Source organism: Mesorhizobium sp. M0048 (genome assembly GCF_040323405.1).
In the GTDB taxonomy this organism is placed as follows: Bacteria; Pseudomonadota; Alphaproteobacteria; order Rhizobiales; family Rhizobiaceae; genus Mesorhizobium.
In genome coordinates this window covers 1-18,192 of record NZ_JAMYUV010000014.1, presented here as the reverse complement: position 1 = coordinate 18,192, position 18,192 = coordinate 1, and the positions used below count along the sequence as shown (strand labels likewise).

Sequence of the window (18,192 nt, the reverse complement as noted above, 5' to 3'; positions counted from 1 at the left end):
AACGTTTCCGAAAACTGATTTCTTCCCGAAGGTTCAGCACGTGCTGTTGGCAGGCAAACGGTTGGAGCCGGTGGGCGGTTGCGTCGGGCATCCAAAATCGCCACATCATGTTGACCTTCCATCTACTGGAAGGTCTATTTCCTCTGACAAAGGAGATTTCCGCCATGAACATCGGTATCGCATCCGAAAAATCCGGCCTGCCGTCCAAGACGATCCGTTATTACGAGGACATCGGGCTCTTGCATCCGGCCCGGACAGACAATGGCTATCGCGATTACTCGACGGCCGATATTCACCGGCTGCGCTTCCTGCAGCGCTCGCGAAGCCTGGGGTTTTCGGTCGACGAATGCCGCCAGTTGCTCTCGCTGTACCAGGACAGGGAACGTGACAGCGCCGACGTGAAGGCGATCGCGAAAGCCAAGCTGGTGGAGATCGACAGGAAGATCGCCGAACTGGTCGGATTGCGCGGCTTGCTCCACCATCTGGTCAGTCACTGCCACGGCGACGAGCGGCCGGATTGCCCGATCATCGACGAGCTGGCAGGACAAGGCGTCGCCCAGTGAGGTGGATTGAAAATCGGAGCGGCTGACGTGCGAACTTCGCTGTCATGCCGGCTTGTGCTGCCGCACGACCTTCCATTCATGCCAGATCAGCACCATGACGACAGCATCGAATACGGTCAGGACAAGCAGGCCGAACGAATGGGTGTAGGAGTAGCGGTAGACTTGATAGAACATAAATGCGCCCAGCGCCGCAAGCGATGCCGGATACGACCACAGCTTGCCTCTCAAAAGCCCGACAACGAGCAGCAGTTTTATCAGGCCGTGGCTAAGCAGGTAGAAGGCATAAAACTCCTTGCTGGCGACGGAAAAGTGGCTTGCCATCTGCGACAGATAGCCAGCTATGAAATCGTTCGGATCTTCGATCAATTCCTCTTGGGTGAATGTATTGACCCAGGAGGCAATGGCGTCGGTGGTGACGACATAAAGCAGGATCCCGCCCACGCATTCGATCAGGGCATGCGCCCCTTTAAGCCAGATGCTGAGCTCGAAAATCTGATGGATGCGGCGTTCGTCTACTGCTTTCACAAAATTCACCTTGCGATCGACAACAGCGGAAACGAGAAACGATGGATGCAGCCCTAACCCACTGGATCAACGCGGCAGCCGGGATCAGCCCTTTTCTTGATAAGGCAATGATCGCCGTCTCACAAATCGGCGTTCCGCTGATGGTGCTGGCTGTTGCCCTGCAATGGTGGGCAAAGGCCGACCGCTACCATGTGCGCCATGCTGCCTTGTCCGCCGGCTTGGCGTTCCTGCTCGGTCTGGCGATCAATCAGTTCATTTTGCTATTCGTCCACCGGCTGCGGCCCTACGATGCCGGCGTGACGCATCTGCTGATTGCGCCCAGCGCCGACTGGTCGTTTCCCTCCGACCACGCGACAGCCAGCTTTGCGGTTGTTGCGGCTCTTGCAATGCAAGGTCTGCCGCGCCGGACGCTGGCCCTCTCCATCATGGCATTGCTGATCTGCTGGTCGAGAATTTATATCGGCACCCACTATCTCACCGACGTGATAGGCGGTGCCATCACTGGCGTCTTAGGTGCCGTTGTGGTCCGATTGGCCTATCGCGAGAACTCCCGACTGGACAGTCTGGTCACAAGAATTCTCTAGCTCCTTATGTGCCAACGATGAGACGAGCAGCTATCATAGCGGTCCTGTCGCTTGCCTGCGTCTCTGTCGTGCTCGCCGCCGCCCATTCGGGTCGTGATGCGGTCATCGAGGCTCGCCAGGCCTCGATGAAGGAAATGGCCGCGGCGGCAAAGGCGATCGCTGGGATGTTCGACGGCAAGCAGGCGTACGACGCCGCAGCCTTCAAGGCGGCGGCCGAGACCATCCGCGCCCGCACCGGCCGTGCCCTGATTGCCGAATTCCCCAGCGCGACATTGGGCGCGCCTTCAGGCGCCAAGCCGGATATCGACCCCGCCCGCGCGGAGTTCGAAGAGCTGGCTCGCCACATCGGGACGCTGGCCAGCGCCTTGGCCTCCGACGCCGAGCGGGCGCCGCCGCGCATCACCGACGACATGAGAATGGGTTCCGGCCTGGCGATGGGCGGTGGCAGCCTGCTTGGCAAGCGACCATCACTCGCGGAAGCCGATCCCACTAAATTGCCGGCGGAGCACCTCCTGCATCTCATCTTGCAGGATTGCTCGAGCTGCCATTCGAAATTCCGGCAAAAGGTCGAGTGATAGCGTCAGCTCCGCTGCAGCTGACCCGCCATGAAATTGCGCCAGCCGCCGAAATGCGAAATCTCCTTTGCATCGGTGAGGCCGGCACTTTCGACGAGGAAGCCTTTCGGCGAAGTTCCGTCATCAAGCAGAAGCGTCCCGATGCCGAGCGGCGGCGGGATCGCGGCGACGAAGCGCCCGAACGCTTGTGGCGAGAGCCGCCAGACTTCGACCTCGATCGCTGCCCCCTTGCCATTGCAGATCCGTTCGAGCCCCGGTCGCGGCACCGACTGGCCGGCAAGCGCGTAAAGCCGGTAGAGCGGCGCCGTTCTTGCCCCCCGGGCGAAAATCGCGCCGAGCTGCTGCAACTGGCCGTTCAGCGCCATCCCCGATAGATGCGCGCCGACCACGGCCAGCTCGATCGTGCCCTCGTCCACGTCGACGCGAACATCGCCACGCGGCGGCAGCGGCCAGCCTGTAGCGCCCAGCGCAAGGCCGCTTGCCGCATGGACATCCTGCGCAAGCGACGCCGTCAGATGGTCCTTGCCCGCCGCGGCAAGCAAGGTGACGCTCATCGGCAAACCGTCGCTGCGTGTTCCGGTCGGCACGGCGATGCCGCACATGTCGAGCAGATTGACGAAGTTGGTGTAGGTGCCGAGCCGGCTGTTGGTGACGATCGGATCGGCGAGAACCGCCTCGACTGTGTAGTGGGTCGGCGCGGTCGGCACACAGAATAGGTCGACCGAGGCGATGACCGGCGCAAGCCTGGCCTTGTAGCCTTGCAAGGCATAGAGCCCGTTGAAGGCGTCCGCGGCGGAAAGTTTTCGCGCACCGCCGATGATCTGCCGCGTCACCGGATGCATGGCCGCCTCGTTGGCTTCCATGAAGTCCTTGATCGCGGCGTAACGCTCCGCCACCCAGGCGCCCTCGTAAAGCAGATTGGCGGTGGCGTAGAAATCGCCGAACGGGATTTCGACCAGCCTGCAGCCCAGCTCTTCCAGCGCGGCAAGAGCGGCCTCGAAGCCCGCCTGCATCGCCTGGTCGCCGAAGAACGTCCAGTCGGCCCCGGCCGGCACGCCGACCGTCAGCACCGGCGGGCGCGCGGCAAGGGCCTGAATGGCGAAGTCGCGCGAATAGGGATCGGCGTTGTCCTTTGCCGCCGCGATCTCGAACACCCTGTAGGCGTCGTCGACGGTGAGCGCGAACACCGAGACGCAGTCTAGTGTCCGGCAGGCCGGCACGACGCCGGCGGCCGACAGCGCGCCGACGCTCGGCTTCAGCCCGATAATGTTGTTGAGGCCGGCGGGTATGCGCCCCGAGCCGGCGGTGTCGGTGCCGAGCGCGAACGAGACGATGCCGCGTGCCGTCGCCACGGCCGAGCCGCAAGACGAGCCGCCTGGCACCAGTTTTGGATCAATCGCGTTCCTCGGGATCGGATAGGGCGTGCGCACGCCGACGAGGCCGGTGGCGAACTGGTCGAGATTGCTCTTGCCGACGACCAGCGCGCCGGCGGCCTTGAGGCGTGCGACGACGTTGGCGTCTCTTACCGGCAAGTAGGCATATTCCGCACATGCTGCCGTCGTCGGCATGCCGGCGACATCGATGTTGTCCTTGACCGCGAATGGTACGCCCCACAGCGGCTTTGACACGGGGTCGAACGGGCCGAGCTTTTCTGCTTCGGCAAGCATCTCCGCCCTGCTCGCCAGATGAATGAAGATGCCCGGATCGTCGGCTGTCGCGAGCCGCGCATGGATCGTATCGATCACCTCGCCGACGGCGGCGCCGGCCTGATAGGCGGCGTGCAAGCTCGCTATATCGAAGCGGATGTCGCTCATTTGGCCTCGTCCAGAATGACTACCGGCAGGTTCCACTGGATGAGTACGACGCAGCCGTCTTTTGTCCACACCGAATGCTCGGTTCCGACCGGGTTCAGGATCACGCTGCCCGCGGCATAATCGCCGTTCTCGTCGCTCTGTGTGCCTTCCAGCACGATGATCGTTTCCAGCCCGGCATGGCGATGACGCGGCACGCCGGCGCCCGCCCGGTAGTTCAGGATCGCCACCGACGGTTCCGTCGGTCCGCCCTTGAGCAGCCAATGCACCGTAATGCCATCGCGGAAATGCTCGAACGGCAGGTCGCGCCAGCCCCCTTGAATGAGAGCCCGGTATGCAATGTTAGGCATTGGAAATTCCCTCGAGCACCTGATCGGTCGTTGCGGTCCAGCCGACGATGGCGCCCTGCGCCCTGATCATGGCCAGCGCTGCCGCCTTGAACTCGGGAAAATAGCTCTCCGTCGCATCGTCGGCGAGCAGGCAATCATAGCCGCGGTCGTTGGCCTCGCGCATCGTCGTCTGCACGCAGACCTCCGTCGTCACTCCGGCAAAGACCAATTGCTGTGCGCCGAGCCGCTTTAGGTCGTCGCCGAAGGTGGTGGCATAGAATGCGCCCTTGCCGGGTTTTTCGATGACGATCTCGCCAGGCAGTGGCGCAAGTTCATCGAGGATCGCCGTTCCCGGCTCGCCCACGATCAGCAGGCGACCCATCGGCCCGACGTCGCCGATCCGTATCGATGGGTTGCCGCGGTTGCGCTTGGCCGGCGGCAGATCCGAAAGGTCTGCCTTGTGGCACTCCATCGTGTGGATCACCGGCAGGCCGGCGGTGCGGAACCCCTCGATCAGCCTCTTCACCGTCGGCACAATCGCCGTGACCCGGCTGACGTCGTTGCCGAGGCTGGCGCCGAAGCCGCCCGGCTCGGCGAAATCGCGCTGCATGTCGATGACGACCAGCGCCATCGTCTCAGGCTTGAAGGCAAACGGAAACGGCAGCGCCTCGATCTCCGCCATCAAAGATGTCCCGCCATGTGCTCGCCAATCGTCTGCACGCTCGCCTGCGCGATCGGCGTCTCGTAGACCAGCGCACCGTCGGACATGACGAAGATGCGGTCCGAAAGTTCAAGCAGTTCGTCGAGGTCCTCCGACATCAGAAGCACCGCGGCGCCGGCATTGCGCGCCTTCATGATACGGGCGCGGATTTCGGCCACGGCGGAGAAGTCGAGGCCGAAACACGGGTTGGAGACGATCAGAAGATCGACTTCGCCGGTCAGCTCGCGCGCCAGCACCGCGCGCTGCACATTGCCGCCCGACAGCGACGAAATCGGCGAAGCGAGCGAGGCGGTCTTGACCTTGAACTGTTCAACCAGACGCGCCGCGTAGTCCCTGATCGCGCTCATCCTGATCCAGCTGACCGGCTTGCCGGCCTCGTCGAGGTCGAAGGTCCGGAAGGCCATGTTTTCCGCGACCGTCATCTTCGGTGCGCAGGCATTGCGCAACGGTTCCTCCGGAATGAAGCGGACATTGAGCGTGCGCGCCTCGCTGCGGCTGGCGCCATAGGGCGAGCCCTTCACCAGAATGTCGCCGGCATTGCGCGCCCGCTGTCCGGCAAGGACTTCGAGAAACTCCTTCTGGCCGTTGCCGGAAATGCCGGCAACGCCGACGATCTCGCCGGACTTAACATCGAGTTCGCCGATGTCGATGGTTTTCAAGCCGGTGCGGTCGGGCGCCTTTAGCGACTTCACCGTAAGCACCTGCCGGGCTCCAGCCGGCACCGGAGCACGACTGTCGAGCGCTGAAATCGGCTGGTCGCCGATCATCATCGCCGCCATCTGCTTGTGGGAAAGGTCGGAGACCTTCCCGGTTCCGGTCAGTCTGCCCTTGCGCAGCACTGTGATGTCGTCGGCAAACGCCGTCACCTCGTGGAATTTATGCGAGATCATCAGCACCGTAAGGTCGCCGCTCCTTGTCATGTCGCGCACCAGCCCAAGCACCTCCTGCGCTTCGCCGGGAGTGAGCACCGAGGTCGGCTCGTCGAGCACCAGGAAACTGCGGCCGAGATAGAGCTGCTTGATGATTTCGAGCTTCTGCTTCTCGCCGGCCGCGAGTTCGGCCACCTTGACGTCGAGCGGCAGCTTGAACGGCATACGCTGCATGAATTGCGCAAGTGCGGCGCGCTCTTTGCGCCAGTCGATGACCCCGGGCACCTTCTCGCGCGAAATAACCAGATTCTCCGCGCCGGTCAGCGACGGGACGAGCGTGAAATGCTGATAGACCATGCCGAGCCCTAGCGCCGAAGCGTCCTTGGGACTGGCGATCGCGACCTCGCGGCCTTCGACCAGCATGTCGCCGGCGGTCGGGTGATAAAAACCCATCATGCATTTGACCAGCGTCGACTTGCCGGCGCCGTTTTCGCCGAGCAGCGCATGGAACGATCCCGCCGGCACCTTTATCGAGACGTCGTCCAGCGCGGTGAAGGCGCCGAAGCGCATGGTCATGCCGATGGTCTCGACGCCGACGGCTTTCTTGGCTCCGCTCAAGATCGTGTCCTCACGGCAGCTGCGCGACGAAGGATGCCGAGTTCGACACCGCGCCGAACACGCCGCCCTGCATCTTGATCATCTTGATCGCGGCAAGATGGTTGCCGTAATCGGTCGCGCCGCAGCAATCCTCCAGCATCACGCATTCGAAGCCGCGATCGTTGGCCTCGCGCATCGTCGTGTGGACGCAGACATCGGTGGTGATGCCGGTCAGCACGATGTTTTCGATGCCGCGCTGGTGCAGGATCAGTTCGAGGTCGGTGGCGCAGAACGAGCCCTTGCCCGGCTTGTCGATGATCGGTTCGCCCACCGCCGGATAGAGGTCGGGGATGATGTCCCAGCCGGGTTCGCCGCGCACCAGGATGCGCCCGCATGGTCCGGGGTCGCCGATGCCGGCATTGATGCGGCGCGAGCGCCAGCGCTTGTTGGCCGGCAGGTCGGCGAGATCGGGCCGGTGGCCCTCGCGCGTGTGGATGATGGTGTAGCCCTTGGCCCGCATGGCTGCGAGCACCGACTTGATCGGCTCGATCGGCGCCCGCACCAGCGAAAGATCGTAGCCCATATGATCGACATAGCCGCCCGGCCCGCAGAAATCGGTCTGCATGTCGATGATGATCAGCGCCGTATTGTCTGGCCGCAGCTCGCCATTATAGGGCCATGGATAGGGATCGGCATCGATGTAGCGCTGGGTGATCTCGGCTCTGGCGTTCATCGGAAAAACTCCAGTTATTTGGTGATCGACAATTCGCCCGGCGCGCCGGCAAGCGAGCGGCTCGGCGACGAGGTGGCGATCATGATGATGAGCGTGAGGATGTAAGGCGCGGCGTAGAAGAGATAGTAGCCCTGCGTCACCCCGACCGATTGCAGTGCCGGGCCCAGCGCGCCCGCACCGCCGAACAATAGTGCCGCGGCAAAGCAGCCGAGCGGATTCCAGCGCGCGAAGATGACCAGCGCCACCGCCATCAGCCCCTGCCCCGACGAGATGCGTTCGGTCCAGCTGCCGGGATAGTAGAGCGACAGATAGGCGCCGCCGATGCCGGCGAGCGCACCGCCGACACCTGTCGCAAGCAGGCGCACGGTGTTGGGATTGAGGCCCATGGCGCGCGCCGCATCGGAGCTGTCGCCGACGACGCGCACGATCAGGCCGGCACGCGTGTTGCGGAAGGCCCACCACAGGAACACGGCAAGTGCCGCACCGATCAGGAACAGGATGTTGACGTTGAGCGCCGCCTGCACCTGCGGAATATCCGACCAGCCACCGAAGGCGATGGCCGGCAGGTCTGGTGCCGAGGGCTGGATGAACGGCTTGCCGAAGAAGAAGGCGAGACCGGAGCCGAACAGCATCAGCGCGATACCGATGGCGATGTCGTTCACCCCGCGGAATTTGCAGATCCAGCCGTGGAACAAGCCGAAGCAAAGACCGGCACCTGCGGCGGCCAACAGGCCGAGCCATGGCGAGCCGGTCATCACCGCGACGGCGTAGGCGGTCATGGCACCGAAGACCAGCGTGCCTTCGAGGCCGAGATTGATGCGGCCGGAGCGCTCGGTGATGGCTTCGCCAAGCGAGACGAAGACGAAGGGCGTCGAAACGCGGATGGCGCCGCCGAGAATGGCGAGCGGCACGCCCCACAGGCCGATCTCGGTCGCGTCCATCAGGAGCCCCTCTTCCACAGATCGGGATTGAAGACCTTGAAGCGGCCGTAAAAAGTTTCACTGAACAGGATGACGACGAAGAGCATGCCTTGCAGCACCAGCACGGTGGCGTCGGGCAGGTCCATGCGGCGCTGGATCAGCCCGCCGGAAGCGCCGATGCCGCCGAGCAGGAAAGCGACCGGGATGATGGCGAGCGGATTGTGGCGGGCGAGGAAGGCGACGAGGATGCCGGTATAACCATAGCCGGCGGCGAGCGAGGCGTTGGCGCTGCCTTGCGCGGCGCCGACCTCCAGCATGCCGGCCAGCCCGGCAAAGCCGCCGGCGAGCCCGGTGAAGCCGACGATCAGCGGCCCGACGGCAAGCCCCTGCACCTGGGCCGCCCTGACATTGCCGCCGGCAATGCGGGCGGCAAATCCCCAGCGCGTCTTTTCGATCAGCAGCCAGGACAGGACGCAGGCGACGATACCGAGCATAAGGCCCCAGTGCACGTCCATGCCTGGAATGTTGCCGATGCGGTAGGCATCCGCCAGCGGCTCGGTCGAGGGTTTGTTGAGCGAGGCCGGATCGCGCAGCGGCCCTTCGACCAGATGGTTCATCACCGCGATGGCGATATAGGCCATCAGCAGGCTGGAGATGGTTTCGTTGACGGCGCGGTAGTGGCGGAGTGCGCCGACGGCACCGACCCAGATGCCGCCGGCGACCACGCCCGCCGCGCCCATCAGCAGGATGACCAGAAAAGCCGGCGCGCCATTCACTGCCACGCCGATGGCGGCGGCGGCAACACCGCCCAGCACGATCGCGCCTTCGCCGCCGATGACGACAAGGCCAAGTCGTGCCGGCAGCGCCACGCAGAGCGCTGCCAATAAAAGCGGTGCTGCCCGCGACAGCGAGTTCTGGATCGAGAACCACGAGCCGAAGCCGCCACGCCACATCGTCTCGAAGAGTTGCACCGGCGATTTGCCGACCAGCGCGATGAACACGCTGAACAGCGCCATGCCGACGATCAGCGCCGCGAGCGGTATGACGAAGGCTTCCGCCCGCCGCGCCGCCCATTCGAGCGCCGCCGGATAATTCCTGGCGCCAAACAGCGCCGGTGCGCCCGCAGTGCCGACCGTGTCTGCCATAGCCCCGTCTCCGATCCGGTTCAGGCGGTCGAACCGACGACGCCCTCGACCAGGTAGTCCATGCTTTCGAGTTCGAGCGCGGTCTCGACGAAGGCTTGGCCCTCGGTCGCGACGACGACGCCCTTGTTGCTCTTCAGCGGACCCTTGATGACGGAAAATCCGCCTTTCATCATTTCGGCCAGCGTGCCGTCGAACTGCTTGCGGGCGGCGTCACCGACGGCGGGGCCGAGCGGGCTCATCTTGACGAAGCCGTCGGCCAGGCCGCCGCGCGTGAAATTGGGCAGCGGCGTGCCGGCCACCAGATCGTCGACGAACATCTTGTAGACCTTGGCCCAGTTCCATTCCGCGCCGGTCAGGTATTTTTCCGGCGCCAGCGGGCTCTGGTTGGCATGATAGCCGCAGACGAAGGCGCCACGCCCGGCCGCCGTCTCGACCACCACCTTGGGGCTGTCGACATGACAGGTGATGACGTCGGCACCCTGGTCGACCAGCGCATTGGCGGCCTCCGCCTCCTTGACCGCCAGCGACCACTCGCCGGTGAAGATCACCTGGCAGGTGATGGTCGGGTCGACCGAGCGCGCGCCGAGCAGGAAGGAATTGATGTTGAGCAGCACCTGCGGGATCGGCTTTGCCGCGACGAAGCCGAGCTTCTTGGTCTTGCTGGTGTGGCCGGCGACGACGCCGTTCAGATACTGGCCCATGCCGATATAGCCGAAATAGGAGCCGGCATTCATCGGATGCTTGTCCTTGCTCCACATGCCTCCGCAATGGCGGAACTGCACGTCGGGGAATTTCGCGCACATGGCCAGCATGTGCGGATCGAAATAGCCGAACGAGGTCGGGAAGATCAGCGACGCACCGTCGAGATTGATCATCGATTCCATCGTCTTCTGGACGTCAACGGTCTCAGGCACGTTCTCCTCTTCGACCACGGAAATGCCTTCAATCCTCTTCAGCGTGGCGGCGCCTTCGGCATGCGCCTGGTTATAGCCGTAATCGTCCTTTGGCCCGACATAGATGAAGCCGACGGTGGCCGTCGCGGCGAAGGCCCTGCTGATCGGAAACGATGCGGACGCAAGGCCGAGCGCCGCTCCGACGGCGGACGTCTTGAGCAGCTCGCGACGGCTAAGCATGAATCTCTCGGACATTGAATGCTCCCTCTATGGGGCCTTTTGGGGCCGGTTAACACCTCAATGAGAGAAGTGTATGCAATCAGCGTGCCAGTTTCAGAAATTGGATTTATTCAGCAATATCAATGAGTGCATGGATGTGGACTGCACAAAGCCAGAGCAATTGCATACACTTTTTGCCTCCAAAGTCGTCAATTTGACATGAAGGCTAAAACATAGGCATACAGAGCAGCGAGGAATCGAAGCCGGTGAGTGGCTCACGGCTCTAGCGAAAAGACTGGACGGAGGAGACGTGTCGGGAAAGCGCAATTTGATCAGGTCGGGCACGACCGTCGATCAGATGGTGAGGGCGATCAGCGACCGGATCGTCACCGGTTTCCTGCGTCCCGGCGAAAAACTCGACGAAGCCTCGCTCGCCGCCCGCTTCGACGTTTCACGCACGCCGATCAGGGAAGCGCTAAGCCGGCTCAGTGCTATGGGACTGGTCGAAAGGCGGCCGAACCGCGGCGCCACCGTCGCCGTGGTGACGCAGGAGCACCTCGCCTCGATGTTCGAGAGCATGGCCGAGCTTGAAGCGATCTGCGCGCGCTTCTCGGCCGAGCGCATGACGGCGGGCGAGCGCCACACGCTGGAGGCCGAGCACCAGGCCTCGGCGCGCTTGGTGCAGCTCGGAGCCGAAGAAGAGTATGAGCTTTTCAACACCCAATTCCACACCCGGCTCTATCGCGGCGCCCACAGCAAGCACATTTATGAACTGACCGTCATGACGCGCGGCCGCCTGGCGCCGTTCCGGCGCGCGCAATTCATGCTGCCCGGCCGGCTGGCCCAGTCGTGGCAGGAGCATGACGCCATCGTCACCGCAATCATGCGCGGCGACAGTACGGCCGCCGGAATAGCCGCCAAGGATCATGTCTCGATCGTCAGCGAGGCGAGCGCCGTCTTTGCCATCGGCGATCGCCCCAAAGGCAAGGCCGAGCCGGTCCCGACATCGGCTTCCTAGAGCATTTTGCAGCCAAGTGAATCACTTGGCGTCGCAGAAATGCGGCTAAACAAACAGATAGAGCGGGATGGCCGTTGAACGCATCCCGCTCTAGCCCTCAATCGACCAGCACGGCGACCACGGCAGCGCAGTCGCCGGCCTTGACCAGCCCCGGAAAATGCCGCGCGGCCAACAGACCGGACATTTTGGCCCGGATCTCCTGCGGAGCGCCGCCGGTGCGGCCTATGGAATGGATGCGTGCCATCACCTGGTTTTCTACCACCGGCTCGCCGAGATCGATCATCGTTTCGATCATCCCGTCGTCCTCGGCGAACGAGAAGCAATCGCCGGACGGCATGTCGAGCCAGCGGGTTGGCTGCATCTCGACCGCGCCGGCGACGATGCCGGCATGGCGCAGCACGTTGAGCACGCCGCGCCGCGCGATCCGCACCGTTTCGGCGCGCGAAGTCCCACCGCCGCCGAGCTCGGTGGTGATGAACAGCTTGCCCATCTCTTCGGCGGCAGTGTCGAACATGCCGACCGCATCGATCTCCAGCATCTTCATCGACCAAGGCGCGGAGAACGCTTCGACCGCCGCGAACCCCTTCGCTTCCAGCACCTTGTCAGGCCGGATGTGGGCAGCGCAGAACGGCACGAAGTCGAGCGTCTTGCCGCCGGAGTGGAAATCGAGCGCGATGTCGGTGCGGGGCAGAAGCTCGCGCTGGAAATAATCGGCGATCTTCTCGGTCACCGTGCCGTCGGGCCGGCCGGGAAAGCTGCGGTTTAGATTGCCCTTGTCGATCGGCGAGGTGCGGGTGCCGGCGCGGAACGCCGGATAATTCATCGCCGGCACGATGATGACCGTGCCGCTGACTTGCTTCGGGTCGAGCGTACGGGCGAGGTCATAGAGCGCCAGCGGCCCCTCGTACTCGTCGCCATGATTGCCGCCGGTCAGCAATGCGCTCGGCCCCTTGCCGTTGCGGATGACGCAGATCGGGATCATGACCGATCCCCAGGCGGAATCGTCGCGGCTGTAAGGCAGGCGCAGGAAACCGTGCTGAACCCCGTCGCGCTCGAAATCGACGGTCGGCGTGATCGGTGACGGGCGAAGGCTGGACATCGGGCTCAATTCTTCACCACCAGTTTGCGCGGCACATTTGCCAGGCACTCGACGCCCGTCTCGGTGATCAGGATGGATTCGGTGATTTCCAAGCCCATCGTCTCGAGCCACAAGCCGGTCATGAAATGGAAGGTCATACCGGGCTTCAACTCGGTGCGGTCGCCCGGACGCAGGCTCATCGTGCGCTCGCCCCAGTCAGGCGGATAGGAAAGCCCGATCGGGTAGCCGGTGCGGTTGTCCTTGACGATGCCGTATCTCTTCAGCACCGCGAAGAAGGCGTTGGCGATGTCCTCGCATGTGTTGCCGGGCTTGGCGGCGGCAAGTCCCGCCTCCATGCCTTCCAGCGTCGCCTTTTCGGCGTCGAGGAACTCCTGCGTCGGCTTGCCGAGGAAAACGGTGCGCGACAGCGGGCAGTGATAGCGGTTGTAGCAGCCGGCGATCTCGAAGAAGGTACCCTCGCCCGATTTCATCGGCCGGTCGTCCCAGGTCAGGTGCGGCGCCGATGCGTCGGCGCCCGACGGCAGCAGCGGCACGATCGCCGGATAGTCGCCGCCGACGCCGTCGACGCCGCGCGTGCCGGCATCGTAGATCTCGGCGACCAGGTCGCATTTGCGCATGCCGACTTCGATCTTGTCGACGATGCGCTGGTGCATCGCTTCGACGATGCGGGCGGCTTTGCGCATGTAATCGATTTCGGTCGGGCTCTTCACCGCGCGCTGCCAGTTGACCAGCGCCGTGGCATCGACGAAGCGGGCATTGGGCAAGTGCTTCTGCAGCGATGCGAAGGCAGCGGCGGAGAACCAGTAATTATCCATCTCGACACCGATGCGGAGCTTCCCCCAGCCGCGATCGGAAAGCACGCCGGACAGAAAATCCATCGGATGGCGCTCGGTCGACTGCACGTAGTTGTCGGCATAGCCGACGATGTTGTCGTGCGCGAGATAGGCGGTGCGCTTGGCGCCGTTGGCGTCCTGGCCGCGCCCGTACCACACCGGCTCGCCCGACGGCGGCACGATGACGGCCTGGTGCACATAGAACGACCAGCCGTCATAGCCGGTCAGCCAGGCCATGTTGGACGGATCGCTGACAATCAGCAGATCGACGCCCTTGGCCTCCATCGCCTTCCGCGTCTTGGCGAGGCGCTCCGCATATTCGCCGCGCGAGAATTTCAAATTTGGCTGCATTGTTCTTGGTCCTCGTTTGTTGGGCCTTGCGGCCAGCATCAGCTTTCGAAAATCGTACCGGTCTTGGCCGCACGCGCCCGGTCGCGGGCGAGCGTGGCGATTGCCGTGTCCTGCACGCCTGTGCCCGTCAGATCGGCAATGGTGATGTCGCTGTCCGAGCGCCGGCCATACCTTTCGCCGGCGATGATATGGCCAAGCTCGGTGATCTCGGCATCGGCCGCCATCACGCCCGCCGCGATGGCATGGTGCAGTTCGCCCAGGCGCCGCGTCTGCTTGGCGATGTCAGCAACGTAGAGATCGGCCATGCGCAGGATCGCCGGCGCGATCTCGTTCTTGTGCTCGGCATCCGAGCCCATGGCAGTGATATGCTGGCCGGCGGAGACGAAGCCGGGCTTGATCAGCGGCTCGGTCGACGGCGTCGTGGTGACGATGATGTCGGCATCGGCCGCAGCCTTTGCCGCGTCGGGCTCGGCGTGAACGGCGATGCCCAGTCTTTCGGACAATGCGTCTGCCGCGGCTTCGGCCTTGGCGGCATCCCTTGCCCAGATGCGGGCTTCCGTGATCGGCCGCACCAGCATCAGCGCCTCGAGCTGCAGTCCGGCCTGAACACCGGCGCCGAAGATCGCGGCGACGGAGGAGTCCGCCCGCGACAGATGTTTGGCGGCGACCGCACCGGCGGCGGCGGTGCGGATGTCGGTGAGATAGCCATTGTCGAGCAGCAGCGCCTCGATCAATCCGGTTTTGGACGACAGCAGCACCATCATGCCGTTGACGCTGGGCAGGCCGAGCTTCGGATTGTCGAAGAAACCTGGGCTGATCTTGATCGCAAAACCGTCGATGCCCGGCACATAGGCGGTCTTGACGTCGACCTCGCCGCGATGCTCTGGAATGTCCAGCCGCAAGATAGACGGCATCGCCACCGGCAAGGTAGCGAGCGCCCGAAACGCGTTCTCGACGCAGGCGACGGCATCAAGATCGAGCTTCACGATTTTGCGCAATTCAGCTTCGGTGAGGATCGTCATACGGCTCATGCTGCGCTCTCCGCAATTGCTTCGCCGCAGATGATCTTGCGGTGCAGTGCCATGTCGATGTTGCGGCCGGACAGAATGAGCACCGTCGGGCCGCTCACCCTGACCTTGCCGGCAAGCACGGCTGCGATGCCGACCGCGCCGGCGCCTTCGACGATCTCGCGCTCCTGTTCATAGGCATGGCGGATGCCGGTGGCGATCTCGTCCTCGCTGAGCAGGATCACATCATCGAGCAGGTCACGACACATCGAGAAGGTCAGCCGGTTGTCGAGGCCGATGCCGCCGCCGAGCGAGTCCGCCAGCGTCGGCAGTTCCTCGACCAGCACCGGGTGCCCGGCGTCGAGGCTCGCCTTCATCGCCGCACCGCGCGCCATCGAGATGCCGACGACCTTCGTCGCCGGGCTGACGCCCTTGACGGCAGCGGCAACGCCAGCCGCCAGCCCACCGCCAGACAGCGGCACCAGCACAAGGGCGGCATCAGGAACCTGTTCGATGATCTCCAGCCCGAGCGTGCCTTGCCCGGCGACAATGGCAGGATGGTCGAAGGGCGGCAGCATGATCAGCCCGTCTTCCGCGACCAGCCGTTCGACCTCCCGCTGCGCATCGTCCTGGCTGTTGCCGACGATGCGGATCTCGGCGCCGAGCCGGCGGATCTCGTCGAGCTTGTTCTGCGGCACCAGCCGCGACATGCAGATCGTCGCGTGGATGCCTTGCAGTTGTGCGGCATAGGCAAGCGCCCGACCGTGGTTGCCGGTCGAGGCGGCGACGACGCCACGCGCCTTCTCCTCTTCTGTCAGCGAAGCGATAGCGTTCGAGGCACCGCGCAGCTTGAAGGCGCCGGTGGTCTGCCGATGTTCGAGCTTGAGATAAACAGGAGCGTCCAAGTGCTGAGAAAGACTCCGGGAAGGAACGGTCGGCGTACGCTCGATCTTGCCTGCGATGCGCTCGCGCGCGGCGCGGATATCGGGGAGGCTTATCTGGGAAGCGGTCATGGCTCATCAATCAGTTCAGCGGCAGCGTCATCAGACGGCCGAATTCAGGGCGCGGCTCGTCGTCGTCGCAAAGGCGCAGGCAATTCCAGGCCGTTGCCTGGTTGCTGGTGACGACGGGGCGGCCGATAGCCTCTTCCATGCCGACAACTGCCGCCGCCGACCGCAGCGCCGTGCAGGACACGAACAGCGCGTCGGCCTGCGAGGCCATCGCATCACGGGCCAGATCGACCAAGGATTTCGGCGCAATCCGCGCCATCTCGCGATCATCCTCGAAGCCGAGGCAAGTAAAACTGGCGATCTCGAATCCATGCTCGGTGAAATAGGTCGCCATCGGCCGGCTGGTCTCGACCGTGTAAGGGGTGAGGATGCTGACCGTCCTGGCGCCCAGCGCCTTCAGGCCGCGCACGCCGGCCATCGGCGGCGTGACCACCGGCACGCCGGGCTTGGCGGCCTGCACCGCCGCCTCGATTTCGGCATCGCCGATCACGACGGAGGCCGAGGTGCAGGAATAGCAGATCGCATCGAGCGGCTCGTCGGGCAGGATGAGGGCCGCCCCCGCCGTCAGTGACGGCTGCATCTTGCGCAAATTGTCCGGCGTCGTCGGATTGGCGTAGGGGATGCGCGCGACATAGACGCCGATACGATCGCTTGCCACCATGCGGTGAAAATCCGGTTCGCTGGTATGGTCGGTGGCAAGGATGATCAGGCCGACCCGCTTTTCCAGCGGACGCGCATCGAGCGGCGGCCGGACCGAGCGCAGGCGGATATCGGGTGCAGCGCTCATCGTTCGATCCGCCCATAACGGTGTTCCAGCCAGCGCAGCAACACCACCGAGAACAGGCTGATGGCGAGGAAGAAAGCGCCGACCAAGGTGATCGGTTCGATATACCGATAATAGGTGTTGGCGACGCTCTTGGCCTGGTTCATCAGTTCCAGCACGGTGATCGCCGACAGCAGCGGCGTCTCTTTGAACATGGCGATGAAATAATTGGCAAGCGCCGGGATCATCGGCGGGATCGCCTGCGGAATGATGATGTGCGTCCAGGTCTGCGTGGCATTCAGATTGCAGGCCTTGGCCGCTTCCCATTGGCCGCGCGGCACATTGTCGATGCCGGCGCGGTAGACCTCGGCGGTGTAAGTGCCGTAGTGCAGTCCGAGACCGATGACGCCCGCCACCAACGGCGGCAACAGGACGCCGAAATCCGGCAGCACGTAGAAGATGAAATAGAGCTGCACCAACAGCGGCGTGCCACGGATGAATTCGGCAACGAAACCGACGGTGCGCGACAGGGCCCGGTTCGGCGAACGGCGCGCCAACGCAATGCCCAGCCCGACGACGGCCGCCAGCACCGAGCCGAGCAGCGTCGCCAGGATGGTGATCTTCACTCCCTCGATCAGCGTCGGCAGGATCTGCCGGACAAAATCCCAATCCCATTCCATTAGCAGGCCCGATCCATCATAGGCGGACCCCGTCCAGGCCACGAGCCATACGGCGTTCCAGCGACCGCACGCCCCAGGAGATGAGCAGCGCCAGAACGAAATAGATGACGAGGATGGTGCTGAACGGCACCAGTGTATTGCCGGTTTGCGAGCGAACCACCTGCGCCTGGAAGGTCAGGTCTGCAAGCGAGATCAACGAAACGACGGCGGTGGCCTTGAGCAGCTCGATGGCGTTGTTGCCGAAGGTCGGCAGCATCACCAAAAGCGCTTGCGGCAGGATGATATGGCGCATGGCTTGCCAGCGGCCGAGATTGAGCGCGGTGCAGGCCTCATATTGTTCGCGGCCGATCGACTTGATGGCGCCGCGCACGACTTCCGCCGCATAAGCGCCGACATTGAGGCCCAGCGCCAGCACGCCGGCCTGCAGCGGCGTCAGCGAAATGCCGGCGAAAGGCAGCACGAAATAGGCCCAGAACAGCTGCACGAAGATCGAGGTGCCGCGGAAGAACTCGATATAGGCGGTGGCCAGCGCGCGCAGCACGAAAAACCGCGACAGCCGCCCTAGCCCGGCAAGAAAGGCCATGACCAAGGCCAGCACTGACCCCATCAGCGTCAACTCGATGGTGACGAGTGCTCCTTGCAATATCAGGCCGAAATAGCCGGACCATTGGGTCATTGGGTCGAGAGTTTCCGCGTTGAATGTCCAGCGAGACGTTGGCTTCAGCCTCCCTCTCCCCGTTCACGGGGAGAAGAAGCCGGCAGGCAGATGAGGGGCAGAGCCCGTTTGGCAGAAATTTGTGCTGCCCCTCCTCCGGCCCTTTCGGGCCTCCTTCTCTCCGTGAACGGCAGGGGAATCGCATATGGCGATTTTGGGGTTGAGTTTAGGCTGAGAAAGGATTCTTTGGAGAGGCAGTTGAGCGAAGGAGCGACTGCCATTTCCTGCCTTG

General features: G+C 63.7%; 20 protein-coding genes. 4 read left to right on the top strand and 16 right to left on the bottom strand.

What is annotated here, in order from left to right; translation table 11 throughout:
- The first annotated feature begins 164 nt into the window (after window positions 1-164).
- The gene (cueR, locus tag NKJ84_RS15175; RefSeq protein ID WP_352452335.1) at window positions 165-563 is read left to right on the top strand and encodes a Cu(I)-responsive transcriptional regulator; all 399 of its coding nucleotides are present in this window, start codon (window positions 165-167) and stop codon (window positions 561-563) included.
- 42 nt (window positions 564-605) lie between these two features.
- On the opposite strand, the gene NKJ84_RS15170 is transcribed toward cueR, so the two are convergent.
- Window positions 606-1,088: a DUF2127 domain-containing protein gene (locus NKJ84_RS15170; RefSeq protein ID WP_352452336.1), complete on the bottom strand. Its 483-nt coding sequence runs from the start codon at window positions 1,086-1,088 to the stop codon at window positions 606-608.
- Between the two features lie 41 nt (window positions 1,089-1,129).
- Here NKJ84_RS15170 and NKJ84_RS15165 point away from each other — a divergent pair, with 41 nt between their 5' ends.
- Window positions 1,130-1,672, top strand: coding sequence for a phosphatase PAP2 family protein (locus NKJ84_RS15165; RefSeq protein ID WP_352507104.1), 543 nt, complete (start codon window positions 1,130-1,132; stop codon window positions 1,670-1,672).
- Between the two features lie 17 nt (window positions 1,673-1,689).
- Window positions 1,690-2,247, top strand: a complete 558-nt coding sequence (locus NKJ84_RS15160) for a cytochrome c (RefSeq protein WP_352507103.1) — start codon at window positions 1,690-1,692, stop codon at window positions 2,245-2,247.
- A 5-nt stretch (window positions 2,248-2,252) separates the two neighbouring features.
- On the opposite strand, the gene atzF is transcribed toward NKJ84_RS15160, so the two are convergent.
- The 8 genes from atzF to NKJ84_RS15120 are packed head-to-tail and all read right to left on the bottom strand — an operon-like array spanning window position 2,253 to window position 10,520.
- Window positions 2,253-4,061 carry an allophanate hydrolase gene (gene atzF, locus NKJ84_RS15155; RefSeq protein ID WP_352507102.1) on the bottom strand — a complete coding sequence of 603 codons (1,809 nt, stop codon included), beginning with the start codon at window positions 4,059-4,061 and terminating at the stop codon, window positions 2,253-2,255.
- The gene (locus tag NKJ84_RS15150) at window positions 4,058-4,408 is read right to left on the bottom strand and encodes a cupin domain-containing protein (RefSeq protein WP_352475666.1); all 351 of its coding nucleotides are present in this window, start codon (window positions 4,406-4,408) and stop codon (window positions 4,058-4,060) included. The genes atzF and NKJ84_RS15150 overlap by 4 nt, the downstream gene beginning before the upstream one ends.
- Entirely contained in the window at window positions 4,401-5,069 is a 669-nt protein-coding gene (locus NKJ84_RS15145) for a cysteine hydrolase family protein (protein WP_352507101.1), read from the bottom strand. Before NKJ84_RS15145 ends, NKJ84_RS15150 begins: the two co-directional genes overlap by 8 nt.
- Complete coding sequence (locus NKJ84_RS15140) at window positions 5,069-6,553, bottom strand: ABC transporter ATP-binding protein (protein ID WP_352507175.1); 1,485 nt, start codon at window positions 6,551-6,553, stop codon at window positions 5,069-5,071. The genes NKJ84_RS15145 and NKJ84_RS15140 overlap by 1 nt, the downstream gene beginning before the upstream one ends.
- A gap of 52 nt (window positions 6,554-6,605) precedes the next feature.
- On the bottom strand, window positions 6,606-7,307 hold the full coding sequence (biuH, locus tag NKJ84_RS15135) for a biuret amidohydrolase (RefSeq protein ID WP_254819471.1): 702 nt from the start codon (window positions 7,305-7,307) through the stop codon (window positions 6,606-6,608).
- A gap of 14 nt (window positions 7,308-7,321) precedes the next feature.
- Entirely contained in the window at window positions 7,322-8,248 is a 927-nt protein-coding gene (locus NKJ84_RS15130; RefSeq protein WP_352507100.1) for an ABC transporter permease, read from the bottom strand.
- Window positions 8,248-9,372, bottom strand: coding sequence for an ABC transporter permease (locus NKJ84_RS15125; RefSeq protein WP_352507099.1), 1,125 nt, complete (start codon window positions 9,370-9,372; stop codon window positions 8,248-8,250). Before NKJ84_RS15125 ends, NKJ84_RS15130 begins: the two co-directional genes overlap by 1 nt.
- Window positions 9,373-9,392: 20 nt before the next feature.
- Window positions 9,393-10,520 (bottom strand): BMP family ABC transporter substrate-binding protein, encoded by a 1,128-nt coding sequence (locus NKJ84_RS15120; protein WP_352507098.1) that lies wholly within the window; start codon window positions 10,518-10,520, stop codon window positions 9,393-9,395.
- Window positions 10,521-10,842: 322 nt separating this feature from the next.
- On the opposite strand from NKJ84_RS15120, the gene NKJ84_RS15115 reads away from it, so the two are divergent.
- A complete protein-coding gene (locus NKJ84_RS15115; protein ID WP_352507174.1) occupies window positions 10,843-11,502 on the top strand; it encodes a GntR family transcriptional regulator in 660 nt (219 codons plus the stop codon).
- Window positions 11,503-11,599: 97 nt separating this feature from the next.
- Here NKJ84_RS15115 and doeB read toward each other — a convergent pair whose 3' ends face one another.
- The 7 genes from doeB to ehuC are packed head-to-tail and all read right to left on the bottom strand — an operon-like array spanning window position 11,600 to window position 17,921.
- Window positions 11,600-12,601: a N(2)-acetyl-L-2,4-diaminobutanoate deacetylase DoeB gene (gene doeB / locus NKJ84_RS15110; protein WP_352507097.1), complete on the bottom strand. Its 1,002-nt coding sequence runs from the start codon at window positions 12,599-12,601 to the stop codon at window positions 11,600-11,602.
- A 5-nt stretch (window positions 12,602-12,606) separates the two neighbouring features.
- Complete coding sequence (doeA, locus tag NKJ84_RS15105) at window positions 12,607-13,785, bottom strand: ectoine hydrolase DoeA (RefSeq protein WP_352507096.1); 1,179 nt, start codon at window positions 13,783-13,785, stop codon at window positions 12,607-12,609.
- Between the two features lie 38 nt (window positions 13,786-13,823).
- The gene (eutC, locus tag NKJ84_RS15100) at window positions 13,824-14,816 is read right to left on the bottom strand and encodes an ectoine utilization protein EutC (protein WP_352507095.1); all 993 of its coding nucleotides are present in this window, start codon (window positions 14,814-14,816) and stop codon (window positions 13,824-13,826) included.
- Window positions 14,813-15,805 (bottom strand): hydroxyectoine utilization dehydratase EutB, encoded by a 993-nt coding sequence (eutB, locus tag NKJ84_RS15095; RefSeq protein WP_352507094.1) that lies wholly within the window; start codon window positions 15,803-15,805, stop codon window positions 14,813-14,815. The genes eutC and eutB overlap by 4 nt, the downstream gene beginning before the upstream one ends.
- A 10-nt stretch (window positions 15,806-15,815) precedes the next feature.
- Window positions 15,816-16,589: an ectoine utilization protein EutA gene (eutA, locus tag NKJ84_RS15090; protein WP_352507093.1), complete on the bottom strand. Its 774-nt coding sequence runs from the start codon at window positions 16,587-16,589 to the stop codon at window positions 15,816-15,818.
- The gene (gene ehuD / locus NKJ84_RS15085) at window positions 16,586-17,245 is read right to left on the bottom strand and encodes an ectoine/hydroxyectoine ABC transporter permease subunit EhuD (RefSeq protein ID WP_254819480.1); all 660 of its coding nucleotides are present in this window, start codon (window positions 17,243-17,245) and stop codon (window positions 16,586-16,588) included. Before ehuD ends, eutA begins: the two co-directional genes overlap by 4 nt.
- A 16-nt stretch (window positions 17,246-17,261) precedes the next feature.
- Window positions 17,262-17,921: an ectoine/hydroxyectoine ABC transporter permease subunit EhuC gene (gene ehuC, locus NKJ84_RS15080; protein ID WP_352507092.1), complete on the bottom strand. Its 660-nt coding sequence runs from the start codon at window positions 17,919-17,921 to the stop codon at window positions 17,262-17,264.
- Window positions 17,922-18,192 lie beyond the last annotated feature (271 nt).

Excerpts from the sequence above, each read along its gene's own strand:
- cueR (WP_352452335.1), top strand. The coding sequence starts at position 165 with ATGAACATCGGTATCGCATCCGAAAAATCCGGCCTGCCGTCCAAGACG.
- NKJ84_RS15165 (WP_352507104.1), top strand. The coding sequence starts at position 1,130 with ATGGATGCAGCCCTAACCCACTGGATCAACGCGGCAGCCGGGATCAGC.
- NKJ84_RS15160 (WP_352507103.1), top strand. The coding sequence starts at position 1,690 with ATGAGACGAGCAGCTATCATAGCGGTCCTGTCGCTTGCCTGCGTCTCT.
- atzF (WP_352507102.1), bottom strand. The coding sequence starts at position 4,061 with ATGAGCGACATCCGCTTCGATATAGCGAGCTTGCACGCCGCCTATCAG.
- NKJ84_RS15150 (WP_352475666.1), bottom strand. The coding sequence starts at position 4,408 with ATGCCTAACATTGCATACCGGGCTCTCATTCAAGGGGGCTGGCGCGAC.
- NKJ84_RS15145 (WP_352507101.1), bottom strand. The coding sequence starts at position 5,069 with ATGGCGGAGATCGAGGCGCTGCCGTTTCCGTTTGCCTTCAAGCCTGAG.
- NKJ84_RS15140 (WP_352507175.1), bottom strand. The coding sequence starts at position 6,553 with ATGACCATGCGCTTCGGCGCCTTCACCGCGCTGGACGACGTCTCGATA.
- biuH (WP_254819471.1), bottom strand. The coding sequence starts at position 7,307 with ATGAACGCCAGAGCCGAGATCACCCAGCGCTACATCGATGCCGATCCC.
- NKJ84_RS15130 (WP_352507100.1), bottom strand. The coding sequence starts at position 8,248 with ATGGACGCGACCGAGATCGGCCTGTGGGGCGTGCCGCTCGCCATTCTC.
- NKJ84_RS15125 (WP_352507099.1), bottom strand. The coding sequence starts at position 9,372 with ATGGCAGACACGGTCGGCACTGCGGGCGCACCGGCGCTGTTTGGCGCC.
- NKJ84_RS15120 (WP_352507098.1), bottom strand. The coding sequence starts at position 10,520 with ATGTCCGAGAGATTCATGCTTAGCCGTCGCGAGCTGCTCAAGACGTCC.
- NKJ84_RS15115 (WP_352507174.1), top strand. The coding sequence starts at position 10,843 with ATGGTGAGGGCGATCAGCGACCGGATCGTCACCGGTTTCCTGCGTCCC.
- doeB (WP_352507097.1), bottom strand. The coding sequence starts at position 12,601 with ATGTCCAGCCTTCGCCCGTCACCGATCACGCCGACCGTCGATTTCGAG.
- doeA (WP_352507096.1), bottom strand. The coding sequence starts at position 13,785 with ATGCAGCCAAATTTGAAATTCTCGCGCGGCGAATATGCGGAGCGCCTC.
- eutC (WP_352507095.1), bottom strand. The coding sequence starts at position 14,816 with ATGAGCCGTATGACGATCCTCACCGAAGCTGAATTGCGCAAAATCGTG.
- eutB (WP_352507094.1), bottom strand. The coding sequence starts at position 15,805 with ATGACCGCTTCCCAGATAAGCCTCCCCGATATCCGCGCCGCGCGCGAG.
- eutA (WP_352507093.1), bottom strand. The coding sequence starts at position 16,589 with ATGAGCGCTGCACCCGATATCCGCCTGCGCTCGGTCCGGCCGCCGCTC.
- ehuD (WP_254819480.1), bottom strand. The coding sequence starts at position 17,245 with ATGGAATGGGATTGGGATTTTGTCCGGCAGATCCTGCCGACGCTGATC.
- ehuC (WP_352507092.1), bottom strand. The coding sequence starts at position 17,921 with ATGACCCAATGGTCCGGCTATTTCGGCCTGATATTGCAAGGAGCACTC.